General features: G+C 55.3%; 11 protein-coding genes. 7 read left to right on the top strand and 4 right to left on the bottom strand.

What is annotated here, in order from left to right:
* From VGE80_RS11560 to pdxA, 4 genes are all read left to right on the top strand, one after another.
* Positions 1-621: tRNA (adenosine(37)-N6)-threonylcarbamoyltransferase complex transferase subunit TsaD (locus VGE80_RS11560; protein ID WP_440592778.1), on the top strand; the 621-nt coding region annotated here is incomplete at its 5' end.
* Between the two features lie 115 nt (positions 622-736).
* Positions 737-1,345 (top strand): D-sedoheptulose-7-phosphate isomerase, encoded by a 609-nt coding sequence (locus VGE80_RS11555; protein ID WP_440592777.1) that lies wholly within the window; start codon positions 737-739, stop codon positions 1,343-1,345.
* Positions 1,346-1,348: 3 nt separating this feature from the next.
* Entirely contained in the window at positions 1,349-1,891 is a 543-nt protein-coding gene (gene rfbC / locus VGE80_RS11550; protein ID WP_373651363.1) for a dTDP-4-dehydrorhamnose 3,5-epimerase, read from the top strand.
* Positions 1,888-2,931 carry a 4-hydroxythreonine-4-phosphate dehydrogenase PdxA gene (gene pdxA / locus VGE80_RS11545; RefSeq protein ID WP_440592776.1) on the top strand — a complete coding sequence of 348 codons (1,044 nt, stop codon included), beginning with the start codon at positions 1,888-1,890 and terminating at the stop codon, positions 2,929-2,931. The genes rfbC and pdxA overlap by 4 nt, the downstream gene beginning before the upstream one ends.
* Positions 2,932-3,009: 78 nt before the next feature.
* Here pdxA and tadA read toward each other — a convergent pair whose 3' ends face one another.
* Both tadA and VGE80_RS11535 read right to left on the bottom strand, forming a co-directional pair.
* Positions 3,010-3,495: a tRNA adenosine(34) deaminase TadA gene (tadA, locus tag VGE80_RS11540; RefSeq protein ID WP_440592775.1), complete on the bottom strand. Its 486-nt coding sequence runs from the start codon at positions 3,493-3,495 to the stop codon at positions 3,010-3,012.
* A gap of 315 nt (positions 3,496-3,810) precedes the next feature.
* On the bottom strand, positions 3,811-4,599 hold the full coding sequence (locus VGE80_RS11535; RefSeq protein WP_440592774.1) for a uroporphyrinogen-III synthase: 789 nt from the start codon (positions 4,597-4,599) through the stop codon (positions 3,811-3,813).
* Positions 4,600-4,849: 250 nt separating this feature from the next.
* On the opposite strand from VGE80_RS11535, the gene VGE80_RS11530 reads away from it, so the two are divergent.
* Together VGE80_RS11530 and VGE80_RS11525 are read left to right on the top strand one after the other, a co-directional pair.
* Positions 4,850-5,917, top strand: a complete 1,068-nt coding sequence (locus tag VGE80_RS11530; RefSeq protein ID WP_440592773.1) for an ABC transporter ATP-binding protein — start codon at positions 4,850-4,852, stop codon at positions 5,915-5,917.
* Between the two features lie 65 nt (positions 5,918-5,982).
* A complete protein-coding gene (locus VGE80_RS11525; RefSeq protein ID WP_440592772.1) occupies positions 5,983-7,776 on the top strand; it encodes a hypothetical protein in 1,794 nt (597 codons plus the stop codon).
* Here VGE80_RS11525 and VGE80_RS11520 read toward each other — a convergent pair.
* Entirely contained in the window at positions 7,759-9,045 is a 1,287-nt protein-coding gene (locus VGE80_RS11520) for a hypothetical protein (protein WP_440592771.1), read from the bottom strand. The genes VGE80_RS11525 and VGE80_RS11520 overlap by 18 nt on opposite strands.
* Positions 9,046-9,538: 493 nt before the next feature.
* Between VGE80_RS11520 and VGE80_RS11515 the strand changes: the two genes are divergently transcribed.
* A complete protein-coding gene (locus tag VGE80_RS11515; protein WP_373651370.1) occupies positions 9,539-11,284 on the top strand; it encodes a helix-turn-helix domain-containing protein in 1,746 nt (581 codons plus the stop codon).
* 384 nt (positions 11,285-11,668) lie between these two features.
* On the opposite strand, the gene VGE80_RS11510 is transcribed toward VGE80_RS11515, so the two are convergent.
* Complete coding sequence (locus VGE80_RS11510; RefSeq protein ID WP_373651371.1) at positions 11,669-12,208, bottom strand: hypothetical protein; 540 nt, start codon at positions 12,206-12,208, stop codon at positions 11,669-11,671.
* Positions 12,209-13,187: the final 979 nt, after the last annotated feature.

Raw genomic sequence — 13,187 nt, 5'->3', positions numbered from 1 at the left:
GGGGGACATTCGAACCTTTACGACTGTATTTCGCCCGTGGAATTTGAGCTCCTGGGTTCAACGACTGACGATGCTGCGGGTGAGGCATTTGACAAAGTGGCGCAAATCCTGGGGCTCGAATATCCCGGGGGACCGCAAATCGAAGTGATTGCTCGAAACGGGAATCCGAAAGCGGTCAACTTCCCTCGAACCTTCGTAAACAACTCGCGTCTGGACTTCAGCTTCAGTGGACTGAAAACGGCGGTCTTGTACGCAGCCAAAGGAACGCCGGGCGCACGTGCGCAGCCTGAACCGCTGACCGAACAACGGATCGCGGATCTGGCTGCGAGCTTTCAGGCGGCGGTCGTCGACACGCTGATTGCAAAGTGCGATCAGGCGCTGCAGCAGACAGGTCGTCAGCGGTTGCTCGTCGGGGGCGGGGTGGCGGCGAATTCGTTGTTCCGGCAACGCCTGATGGAGCTCTCCAGATCCCGCAAAATTGAGCTGATCATTGCTGAAAGAGAACACTGCACGGACAACGCCGCCATGGGGGCACTGGGGTGGGAACTGTGGGAACGCGGCCTGACTTCCCCCCTGGATTTGGATGTTAAACCCGGACTCGTGCGAAGAAGATCCAACTGAACCTGACAAAACTTTCCTTTCGATTGACGAACAATTCCAGCTTCGACGACACTTTCGATCTGGAAGAACCGATGGCCCTGACACGTCCTTAATAGAACCCCTTAGAAGAACGAACATGCTTGGAACCCAACTCACTCCGTCGCAGTATCTCAAGCGTTGTGCAGAGGTCTTCGACACACTTGACGTTTCGCAGATCGAAGGCCTGGCAAACGACATTTATGCCGCCTACGAACAAGGGCGATTCGTGTTCCTGATCGGCAATGGCGGCAGCGGTTCAAACTGTTCGCACTTCTGTGAAGACCTCGGCAAGAGCACCCTGGATCGCAAGGATTTCACCAACGATTCCGTCAAGCGGCTCAAGGTTCTCAGCCTGACCGATAACACGCCGTACATCCTGGCCTGGGGCAATGACGAAGGGTTTGACCAGGTCTTTGTCCAGCAGTTGAAGAACTTCGCCTCTCCGGGCGATGTGCTGATCGCGATCAGTGGCAGCGGAAACAGTCCCAACATTTTGAACGCCGTCGAATGGGCGAACAAGACGGGTCTCACCACGTGGGGCATCACCGGATACAGCGGTGGGAAACTCAAGGACCTCGGCAAGAAGAATCTCCACGTTCCGCTGGACGATATGGGAATGGTTGAGTCCGTTCACCTCGTCGCGTTCCACTGGATTCTCAACGACATTCACGGTCGGATCAACAAAGTCGGAAGGTACAAAGTCTAAACCATGAATACTCTACCGACAGGGATCCAGGGGCTCATTCTGATTGAGCCCAAAGCGTTTGGTGACGCTCGCGGGTTTTTCTTTGAGAGTTATCAGAGAGACCGTTACCGCGAAGTGGGAATCGGCGAAAGCTTTGTCCAGGATAACGTGTCTCGCTCACGCAAGGGGACGCTGCGAGGGTTGCACTACCAGATGGTGCAACCCCAGGGGAAGCTGGTTTATGTCACCCGAGGCGAAGTCTTTGACGTTGCCGTCGATATGCGACGAAGCTCGCCCACGTTCGGCAAATGGTTTGGTGCGTACCTGAACGACGAAAATCATCGCCAGCTCTACGTGCCTCCGGGCTTTGCTCACGGGTTCTACGTCACGAGTGAGATCGCGGATTTTTCGTATAAGTGCACCGACTTCTACAATCCGGCCCATGAACGGACGCTCTTGTGGAACGATCCCGCGGTCGGGATCGAGTGGCCGAAGGAGATCACCCCCATTCTTTCGCCAAAGGATGAACGGGGGCTGCTGCTCGCGGATGCCGAGGCCTATCCGTGACGAATGCTGCTCCGCGAGTCGCCCTGACGCTGGGTGACGTCGCAGGAATCGGGCCCGAAGTCGTTGTCAGCTCGCTCGCCGACAAACGTCTGCGGGAAACGTGCCGACCTGTTGTCGTTGGACATCCTGCCGTTGTGGCCCGGGCACAACGGCAAGTCGGTGTTGAGCTGAGCTTTGTCGACGTCGCATCCCCGACAGAGATCGACTGGTCTCGTTCGGAAATTCCCTGCTGGAACCCTTCGATTGACGAGGTCGCCCAGGTTCCGGCGGGGAAGATCGATGCGCGAGCAGGCCGTGCAGCCTATGATTACCTCGTCGCAGCCACACGTGCGGCACTGCGGGGCGAGATCGATGCCATTACGACGGCTCCGTTGAACAAAGCAGCATTGCACGCCGCAGGGCTCAATTTCCCGGGGCACACCGAGATTCTCGCTCATGAGTGCGGCGTCCATGACTTTGCCATGATGCTCTACCTTCCTCGCGGCGAGCCTCTAAAAGGGCCAGCGGGTTTGGGTGTCGCGCACGTCACGCTCCACACATCGATCCAAAGCGTTCCCGGACTTCTTACGACGAAGCTCATTTACGAGACGATTCATCTTGTCTCCAATTTTCTGATGCAGATTGGCTGTTCCTCTCCTAGAATCGGTGTCTGTGCACTGAATCCTCACGCCGGGGAAGAGGGACTGTTTGGTGACGAAGAGTCACGGCTGATCGCCCCCGCTGTTGAGTCTGCAGTGCAGTCGGGAGTGAATGCCAAAGGACCAATACCTGCCGATGCACTGCTGCGACGTGCTGTGCAGGGGGAATTTGATGGAGTCGCCGCGATGTACCACGATCAAGGGCACATCGCTTTGAAGCTGATTGGGTTCGAACGAGCTGTGAACGTGACGCTGGGCCTACCCATCGTGCGGACAAGTCCCAGTCATGGGACCGCATTTGATATTGCCTGGAAAGGGCTGGCGCGAACGGAAGGATTTGTTGAAGCCGTGCGTACCGCGGTGCAGTTGGTGCGACCGAGGGCTCATTCCACTGCTCAATAATCGCAGTAGCTGAGGCAACGGCCGCCCAACAGGCATCGAAAAACGGACGACCGGCACCTGTTGTTTTCGACGAGCAGACTACTTTTTGCCTATAGCCCGCTGCTGAGCGAAAAATTCCTGCAGAATTCCACGACAATCATCCTGCATCACGCCACCGAGTACAGTTGCTCGATGGTTAAGGCGGGCATCGTTGGTGATTTGGTACAGCGTATGGCAGGCGCCCGCTTTGGGATCGGTCGTGCCGTAGATGACGGTTGGGATCCGGGCCTGGACGATCGCTCCCGCGCACATGGGGCAGGGTTCCAGCGTGCAATACAAAGTGCAATCGAGCAATCGCCATGAACCGAGAGCTTCTGCGGCCTGAGTGATGGCAATAATCTCGGCGTGAGCCGTCGGATCTTTGAGCTGTTCACGTTGATTGCCCGCGGCGCCAATGAGCCGGTCGTTGTGAACAATGACGGCACCGATGGGGACTTCGCCCTCACTGAATGCCTGGCGAGCCATTTCGAGTGCTTCATGCATCCAGCGGTCATGCGGGTGAAGCGGTTCTGACAGAAAGTCCATCTCGAAAGTATCTCTCGCAAAACGCCGGCGGCGGAACGCTACCCCTTCCACACCCAAGAATCACACTTATGGCTGCTCCAGTTACGGCCTGACCCGGTTCATGGTCATCCCGCCGCAGAAGAGGTAGCGTCTCGACGCCGGAACGCACTAGTATCTGACGGAACGCATTGAAGTCAAGTATGTCTGGCAGAAAGTCCCCATGACGACACGATTTCTTCGACCATCGATCCATAAATTCGGGTAAAGCAATCTTTTACGTGCTCTTTCTGCCCCGCAGAGAAGAGGCATTGAAGACGGCGCATGCACGAGTCTGAGCTACCGAGTCCGCTCGGCCCGTCCGGCCAAAAGCGGCCCGGCCGCGGCGACGGCTTCTTTTACCAGAGCACCCATCGTCGATCGGGTTGGTTCAACGTCGACTCGTACCCCTTGTGCCCTCAAGTTTTCTGATGCCGTGGGGCCGATGGAGGCAATCACAGATGTCCGATTTGCAGCCTCCAGCCACTTTTCCCGCAGTCCGTCCTCCTCAGCCACCGCCAGGACGTGGTTCAATTGTTGTGCACTCGTGAACAGCATCAGGTCAAAGTCCCCGGCGATGGTCCCGTGGATGGCAGAACGCAAGGGGGCGAGGTCATGGGGGAGTGCCCACTGGTAGACAGGAACAGGGACGACTGTCCCCTGTCGGGACTCAATCGCATTGTAAAGTTCGACGCTGGGCTGGCCATATTCCTGAATGGCAATTCGCCGACCTGCCAGCGGTCCAGTTGATTCGAGCAGTTGATAGACTTCCCGCCAGGTGTTTGGTTCCGGAGCACGGTGAGCGATCCGGACGTCCCATCCCCGCAGTACCGCTGTCGGTTTGGGACCGCGAACGACGACAACCGTGCGAGCGAGTGCCGCGAGGAAGTCTTCCCGCGAATACCGTGTTTCGACCGCAGCCAGCAGCGCCGTAGCGCCAACTCCAGTCATGAAGACCACGATGTCGATGCGGCCAGCAACCAGTTCTTCGACAAACTTGAAGACTGCGGGGTTGTCGTCCAGCGGGATTTCCCGCATGGACGGAGCGATGGTCGCTGTCGCTCCGTTTCGTTCGATCAACGATTTCATCTCAGACGCCCGGCGGCTCTCAAAACTGCAGACTCGCAGCGGACGTTCATTCGGTGATGGCATTGCAAAACTTCTCCGCGAGCGCCTGTTCGGAGGCCGGATCGCTGTCTCTGAATTCGTGATTCCTGCTGCCTATCCTAGCAGATGCAGACTTCTCTCGTGAATTCGAAGTCTCTCATCATTCAAGCGTTATCCCCAGATACGGAATTTCTCACGTCGTGTCTTCCCGCCTTGCGAATCATGCGGGGAAATGGGTATTTTCAGACACCACGTCTACGGCGAATGTCTGCTGAACTCGGATGCGTGTGCTGGCAAGCATCCCGGACAATCGGAGTCGCGAGTAATTGAACCAGGATCCAACGGACGCAGGCTGGAAGGGGTTTGCATGCTGGCAGTCGATGTGCAGGATTTGAAGGTTCGTTACGGGAAGCTGGAAGCAGTGAAGGGGATTACTCTTCAAATTCCTCCCGGCGAGGTTTTCGGCTTCATTGGTCCAAACGGAGCAGGAAAGTCGTCAACGATTCGGGTGCTGGCGACATTGCAACCTGATTTTCTGGGAGTGGCCAAGGTCATGGACCTGAGCATTCGCTCAAAGCCGCACCAGGTACGCGAGCAGATCGGTTACGTTCCAGACTTTTTTGGCGTTTATGAAGATCTTACTGCGAGAGAATATCTGCACTTCTTTGCTGCGGCGTACCGCTTGCCCATGTCCCGACGGAAGGCCGTCGTTGACGATGTCCTGCAGTTGACAGATTTGACGGGGAAGATCGACTCACAGGTCGATTCGCTCTCTCGAGGAATGAAACAACGCTTGTCCCTGGCGCGCGTCCTCTTGCACGACCCGGCTGTTTTGTTGCTGGATGAACCCGCTTCCGGACTTGATCCGCGCGCCCGAATTGAAATGCGAGAACTGTTGAAGGCGCTGAAGGAAATGGGGAAGACGATCATCATCTCCAGCCACATCCTGCATGAACTCGCTCAACTCTGTACCCGGATCGGAATCATTGAAACTGGACGGATGGTGGCTCAAGGGTCAGTGGCTGAGATCTATCAGCGATTGGGCGTACTGAAAATTGTTCACGTTCAAGTGGCAAACCAGTCGCCTGAGTTGATCGAGAAACTCCGCGGGATCAGGGGAGTTACACATGTTGACGATCAGGCAGATCGAATCTCGATTCGACTGGAAGAAAGCGTGATGGAAGTCGAGGATCTACACGATTTCATTCATTCACAAGGGGCACGAATCCGGATGTTCCAGCCTGAAGTGATGGACATGGAAACCGCGTTTATGAAACTGACGGAAGGTCAGACGGCCTGACGCGTCACCTGTTGGGGACATGACCGTCTTGTTCGCCTTTGTGACCAAAACGAGATTCCTTCCTGATGAAATTTGACACCTCTCTGATCGGGGCCGATGGTGTGAGTATTCTCGAACGCGTCAGCCTTCCGCTGCTCACGAAGGAACTGATCGAGCAGTCGCAGAACAAACGAACTTATCTGCTGAGGGTCGTTTATGCTGTCATTCTGTATGGAATCGCCCTGTGGCAATATCAATCGTTCACTCAGGGTGGTGGAACGGCAAGTTTGATGAACATGGGGCAAGGGAGAGGGCTGAGCGCACAGCTCATGATGATTCAGCAGCTTGCCATTCTGGTCCTGGTCCCCGCGATCGCGTGCGGGGCCGTGACGGTGGAAAAGGAGAAGGACACTCTCGCGCTGCTGCTGCTGACCCGACTCAGCCCGCTCACAATTGTCTTTGAGAAATTACTGAGCCGCGTTGTTGCGATGGGCACATATCAGCTTCTCTCGCTCCCTCTGTTTGCGATCATCTACGGAATCGGGGGCGTTGAGATTTCCGTGCTGATCTTCTCCGTCGTTCGATTGGTGGGGATGACATTTGTCGTCGGATCGATCTGCGTACTCTGCTCGTCATGGTTTCGAACGACATCCACCGCCTTCATCATGTCCTACGTGATGGTGGCGTTCTACTGGGGGGCCCAATCTGCTGTTTTTCAGATTACATCCGAGGTACTGGTGTCAGTGGTCGGGATTTTTCGTTCAATGCCGCTATTCTGGCTGGCCGTCATCACGGGAGCCGTGATCGACGGCGTCGTTAGCCTGCTCTTACTCAGGTCCGCAGCGCGTGTGCTCGTCTCACGAGCGTTTGTTCCTCCTCGAAACATGGTGCTGGAATGGTTTCGTCGAGCGGACCACTTCTTCAACGACCTCAATTCTCGCACCACTGGCGGGGTGATCCTTGTGAAGGATGACCAATCTCTTCCCCTGTTTCACCCGATCAGTTGGCGTGAGACGCAAAAGAAATCTCTGGGGACATTTCGGTATCAGTTTCGCGTGCTCATGCTGTTGCTGACACCTTTGATCCTCGTGATCGCTTCGATGCTGATGGATGGTCGAGGCGATTTCACCAATCCCTTCCGGGGCTTCCCTGCATTTTTCTGGACCGTATCCATTATCTGTCTGACGATCCACGCTTCCGGTGCGATTGCCTCCGAACGGATCCGTCAGTCACTGGATGTTCTGCTCGTGGCCCCGATCACCGCTTCCGAGATCGTTTTCGAAAAACTCTCGGGGGTTCAAAGGATGGTCAAGATCCTCACGGTCCCGTTTGCTGTGTCAATCTTGTTCCAAGCCATTTGGACCGGGTATGTGATGCAAGACGGGGTGAGGACGCCCGGCTCAAATTTCTGGAGAGAAATCACCTCGGCCACGCTGGGCCCCCTGATCTATATGCAACTGCTTGTGTGGACCAGCTTCTATCTTGGACTGCGTTGTAAGACACAGATGCAGGCGGTACTGGCGACATTGATCCTGGTTGTCTGTGTGTGTTTGATTCCCATCCTCGCAACGCGTTTTGTGTACTTCAACTTTGGCCGGAAACTGCCCTTCATTGGATCGCTCAGTCCACTTCAGATGGCCTTTCCTACCTTCGACTTTTCGCCCGACTGGATTCGGACGCGTTCGGACCCTGGATTTGCCTGGATCACCTTGGGCCTGCATTTCGTCCTGTTCAGTCTACTCTGGTGGTGGATGCGGTGGATTTCACTCTCTCGGTTCTCCCGCATTCTCGGGCGGTCGGAAGGGCCTGTTCACGGATCATCCCCGAATTACAACCGGGGCCCCGAATTATCGACCTGGCCCTCATCCGCCGAGGGGTAGAGTGAGCAATGGGCCGCCTGATCGAACATCGGATTCCTGCACCGCGAACAGAATCTCGTAGATCGCCATACTGGCACGTGACTGCACATCATTTGGTGCGATGTAGAACCAGTAACCCCGGTATTTGACTGCGATCTCCGATTTCTTTGGCCGTCGTTTGCTGCTGCACACCTGAAACAGCCCCTGAGTCACGTTGGTCCAATCGTAAAGTTGGCCGGATCCATCGGCCGTCATGGGTGCGATGCCGCGGGTGACGTGTTCGTCAGGTATACAGACCCCTTTCGACAGGAACACGCCAATCTGCAGCATGGAACGCATGTTGACGAAAATCGTGTCACCCGCAGCGAGGTCCTCTTCATCGACGATCCCAGGTTCTCGTTCAGGATGGTCACCACTCATCTCTGACTTGATCTTATAGGTGCTACGTCCAGGCCGCAGACGGAATATCTGTGCGACTTCGAGCATCTCAGGGGACATGCGGTCCTGTTCCCGCACACGTAATACGAGCGTTTTTTCGTACTTATGGACCGTCATCCGATCCTGATCAACTGTCCGAAAGACGTAGTTTTCTTTCGCGGCGTTCACCAGATCGGCACCGCCGATACGTTCCATGGCAATCGGGTCGGAAATATCGTCTGAGTCTTCCAGTTTTCGTACAGTGAGCTCGATGGCTCCGCGCTGTTCCAGATCGCCGAGTAATTGGACGCCACGACGAAATTCGAAGTTGTCGTCAGGTCCATTGGGGATCATTGCAATGGAACGCGCCGCATTAGGGACGTCATTGATGTCATTCACGGCCATCAGCATGAACTGCTGGAAATTGGCCCCTGCATTGACGACGCTGAACAGCTCGGCTGACAGCGGCTGAAGCAGAGATTTTGCCGTTTCCTGTCCAGTACGTGGGTGGTAGCTGAAGGTGGGAGCGTCGCGGATAAACCACTCACCCAGCCCGAGATTACTCATCCCCGGCCCGGACCCGTCAAGTCCGTAGCTGTAGTTGCCCCGCCCGCTCATCTCGAACTGGCTCGTGATATTGCTCAGATCCATAAAGATGGGCGAGTCAGCGTAGCGCAAGCGGACGATATTCAGCAATAATTGCTCATCATTGGTGGACCGGTAAACCTCGTTGTAGCGGGTTCTGGTGACACTGAGTGCCGTCGGGCCGAGGCAGCCGGAAAACGCGAAACTCAACGCGAAAGCGGCGACGAGGCAAAGGCTGATACCTCGTCTCTTCCAACCTTCTTGAGTCCTGCTGCTGGTACCAAACATGCGATTCCTGTCGATGAACGATGATGTGATCGATCGCAGGATGTCGCAGACCCACGCTGCGTAAAAGGGAGACACTCTGACTCTGGTATCGGCTCAATGAGCAGAAAACTTGATTCAATCGATAAAGACGTTCCATCCCGAACAAAGTGTCCAATCCACCCGGTCCGACCGAAATCAGTTTTCGCGTCGTGACCTGTACGCAGACGGTGACGGTCGTGACTGCAGAAAGAAAATTTCAGGACTTCGAGCGCTCGGACGGGCTCAGCGAATCGAAGTCTGATTTCAGAAAACGCCGATTGAAGAAGCACGTGTATGCGGAGGATCGCCTTTTGCCCGATCCAACGTAAAATGCCGTTAGGGAGAATGATGAACGGATTCGAGAATTTGTAATTTCACGTCTGGTTTTTAACCACGTGATCCCGTCAGAATGTCGGAATCGGTCGACATTGACCTGTTTGCTAACCTGGTTTCTTTTTCCCGCGGAGTTTGATAGATGGCCCCGAACAAGAAGTATCTGAGCTTGGAAGAAGCCGCAGCTCAGCTCGGGATCAAAACGGAAGACCTGATCCGACTGCGGGAAAAGGGCGAAGTCAGAGGATTCGCCGACCGGGGAACGTGGAAATTCAAGGCCGACGATGTGGCGGAATATCGCCGTCGCCGGCAACCCGATTCGGATCCGGACCTCCAAATCATCGACGAGTTCGGAGATGCGGATGATTCCAGTCAACAGGCCACTGTGATTCGCAAGGGGTCACTAACAAACTCCGACAGCGATGTGCGACTGGTTACCGACGACTTCGGTAAGGATAAAGGAATCCTGTCCGGCAGCAGTTCGGACATGCCCACGATCAGTCTTAACGATTCCGACAGCGACGTCCGTCTGGTCGAGCCCATCGGTTCTGCCGCGGAGGGAAGTGACAGCGACGTTTCGTTGTTTATTCCTCGAAGTGGTTCAAAGTCCGATTCCGACAGTGATGTCCGGATGATCGATCTGCCCGACCCGGGGAAACGACCACACGCGGGGATGAATTCCGACAGCGATGTTCGTCTGGCGACGACCGATAGCGACATTCGGTTGTCGTCGTTCTCAGACAGCGATAGCGACGTGAAACTGATCGGCCCCAAGGGGGGCAAAGACAGTGATAGCGACGTTACTCTCCTGTCGAAGAAAGGGGACGTCCCGGGGCGTGGAAATGCTGGACAGGGCGATAGTGACTTTAACCTTATCGGTTCCGCCAAGTCAGACTCGGTACTGCACGAGGGAGACGATTCCTCCATCACGTTGGCTGGCGATAGCGGAATCCAGCTTGCCGGTGATAGCGGCATTCAGTTGATTGGTGGCGGAGACAGCGGCATTCGACTCGGGGCCAGCAGCGGAATCCGTCTCGGGGGAGCCGACAGCGGTATCCGGCTCGACGACGACAGTGGTTTGCAGCTTCAGCGACCCGCCGACAGCGGCATTTCACTCGAAGGAGCCGACAGCGGCGTCCGTCTGGCGGACAGCGGGATCAATCTGGGTGATGACAGTGGGATTCGGATGAGCCCCGGCAGCGGCAAGTCCTTTGATCTCAAATCTCCCGGTGGCAAAGGGAAGAAGGCCGACAGCAGCCTCAAGTTGAAAGGTTCATCGGCACCAGCCAGCGACGAGCTCGGCGATACCTCCCCGATGAACCTCAGGGAATTGAGTGACGAGGACCTCGGAACGACGTCCCCGCTATTGATGCCGATGGATGATGACGAAGCGGATGCTTCAGACTTGGAAGCCTTCAACGCCAGCGACACGTCTGAACTTCAGGCGTTAGGAGATTCTGACGACAACGTCGTCCACTTCGAAGATGATGACGACGCCCCTCCGATTGCGCCAAAGCGGAAGCAGAAGACCGTCGAAGAAAGTATTTTCGATGATGGTGAATCGCTCGAAGAGCTTGAGGTCTCAGATCATGACCTCAGCGGCGAAGAGGACATTGACGATCTGGCGTTTGATGAAGACGAAGACGGGTACGACGACGGATTCTCCGCTGGCTCCAGCCAGCTTGGGTTCGGTAGCTCGCAAAAACTGGCACTGCCCCAGGAGGTCGAGTGGAGTGCAGGATACTGCGCCCTGCTTTTTGCTTCCGTTTGTGTCCTCGCTTTTGGCACTTGCCTGTCCGCTGACCTGCTGAGAACCGTCTGGGCCGGATCGGGTGACTCAGCCGTCTATCCAGGATTCGTCGGAATGCTTGCTTCGCTCTGGAAATGACGAACCGGTTTGCATTCCGTTAAGTTCCAGTAATGCAGACCCATCGAGGAATGGTGAGAGTTCCCTCTGCTCCCTGAGGGGAGTCGTTAGACTTCGTTTGAAAGCCTCAAAACGACTTGAGTATGTCTCACAGTCTGTGCATGAGCCTCCTCGATCGTGCTTGGATCGCCAGAAACAGGGAATCGAAGAAGCGGTATCGCCAGTGCGAGCCCGGTCGCGCCGAGTCCGGTCCGAACATCCTCGAACGCGGCGGTTGAGAGTGTGCGTAAGGGTTTATAGATCGAGAGGAAATCCGATCGCAGCAGACACGGTCTCGCTACAGGCGAAGTGGCCGATAGCGGGACGGCTCGTAAACGTGGACAGAACGGAGTCATGCTCGGAGACTCAGAAGGGAAGAAATCCTTTTTCTCTGAGTTGCTGGATGTTATCCGGTGCGCTCTGTAGAACGCGTTGGACGGCATACTTCAGTACTGCGAATCCGGCCAGGGGGACAGGAGCTGTCAGAATCGCGACCCGCTCTTCCTCTTCCTCGTCGAGTTGCCGGGAAATCTTATCAATGGATTCCTGCACGCTGTCGCTGACGACCTTTCGCTCGCTCGACTGATTTCGAAATTTCAAGTTCGAGAACGAGGCCGTACGAGCCAGAACAAACTGTGCAAGATCTTGATCCGAAGCGTCGCTGAAGAAGTCTTCGAATTCAGGACCGACGCTGTCCGGCGTAATGATCATGGGCCTCGCGATTTTTATGTTGCCGCGAACAATGTTCACAGCCTGGTCCTCTTTCGGTCCCGACAGGATCAGATGATAGGGGAGGTCCGTTTCGCCGAACGTGAACAACGAGTAACGGACACCTCTTACGATCGAAACAGCGTCCCACGCAGTGCGAAATCGTTGTTCATTCTCAAAACCATCCCATGGAAACACGCGATCTCTCCTTGTCAGGCACACCGCTGTTTCTGCGAAATCCGTGCAGACCACGTGAGAAACAGGCGGGGGTATTGCATTTCGAGAATGCGGCGTACGCATCTCTTAAACTTAAAAAAATGATCAAACTCGAACTGGGGGAAGTCGATAGTTGATCGGAATCCCAGCCCGAAAACAAGCAGCGTCCTGCACCTCAGAGGGCGTCGACTTACGAGTGGACCGCTTTGACGAATTTGGTCGATCTTGTCGTACGATAGAGTCGCATCGTTCCTGGGGCAATCTGTCGACGTGTTGCCGGAAGCGCAGGGGAATTTTCAGGCTGTAAATTCGGCCCGGGGGCTCTGCTATGCCGGATTGGATTCACGAAAAGTTCTTACTTGAACGAAATGGCAGTGCCTGCTATCGTCATTGATTCTGGCAATTGAACAATTCAGCAAATTTCATTCGACAAAAGACGACGGGAGAGTGCGCGGAATGGGAGTCAAGAAAACTGGAAAAGGACGACGGAAACTCGGCCGGAAGAAGCGAAAAATGCGGAGCAAGATTCGCCACCGCAAATAAGGTGACTGTCGTCGGTCGCAGAAGAACCAGCTTGATTCCAGCGCTTGCTTGAGTCTTTGCCAATACGGAGCCCCCATCGAATCGATGTGGGGCTTTTTTTGCGTATTCTGAGTTCGATTTCTCAGTGGTGCGGGGCCAAGTCAGGTTTTCGGTACCTCACAGCGCTGAATGAATTGCGAATCGCACGGGCAGGCAGTTGCGAGGCCGCATCTGACAGAAGTGTTCCACCGACCCATTCCCTCCAATTCCGAGAGCGAAACTTCTCTGTCGATTTCACGTGAAAGGGAGCTGCCGGAAGAGTGTAGAGGGAACACCGAAGTCTTAATGGCAGATGAAGTTCGCACAAAAATTGATTCATGAAACCCTGGCAGGTTCGCCGCTGGGCGTTGAGCGATCGAGGAGTTGAAGGTACCTTAGC

The organism is Schlesneria sp. (genome assembly GCF_036405755.1).
GTDB lineage: Bacteria > Planctomycetota > Planctomycetia > Planctomycetales > Planctomycetaceae > Schlesneria > Schlesneria sphaerica.
Note: the sequence above shows the minus strand (reverse complement) of the source record. Positions and strands in the feature narration are given on the sequence as shown.

Bases quoted from the DNA above. Each gene is read 5' to 3' on its own strand.
- VGE80_RS11555 (WP_440592777.1), top strand. From the start codon at position 737: ATGCTTGGAACCCAACTCACTCCGTCGCAGTATCTCAAGCGTTGTGCA.
- rfbC (WP_373651363.1), top strand. From the start codon at position 1,349: ATGAATACTCTACCGACAGGGATCCAGGGGCTCATTCTGATTGAGCCC.
- tadA (WP_440592775.1), bottom strand. From the start codon at position 3,495: ATGGACTTTCTGTCAGAACCGCTTCACCCGCATGACCGCTGGATGCAT.
- VGE80_RS11535 (WP_440592774.1), bottom strand. From the start codon at position 4,599: ATGAAATCGTTGATCGAACGAAACGGAGCGACAGCGACCATCGCTCCG.
- VGE80_RS11530 (WP_440592773.1), top strand. From the start codon at position 4,850: ATGGGTATTTTCAGACACCACGTCTACGGCGAATGTCTGCTGAACTCG.
- VGE80_RS11525 (WP_440592772.1), top strand. From the start codon at position 5,983: ATGAAATTTGACACCTCTCTGATCGGGGCCGATGGTGTGAGTATTCTC.
- VGE80_RS11520 (WP_440592771.1), bottom strand. From the start codon at position 9,045: ATGTTTGGTACCAGCAGCAGGACTCAAGAAGGTTGGAAGAGACGAGGT.
- VGE80_RS11515 (WP_373651370.1), top strand. From the start codon at position 9,539: ATGGCCCCGAACAAGAAGTATCTGAGCTTGGAAGAAGCCGCAGCTCAG.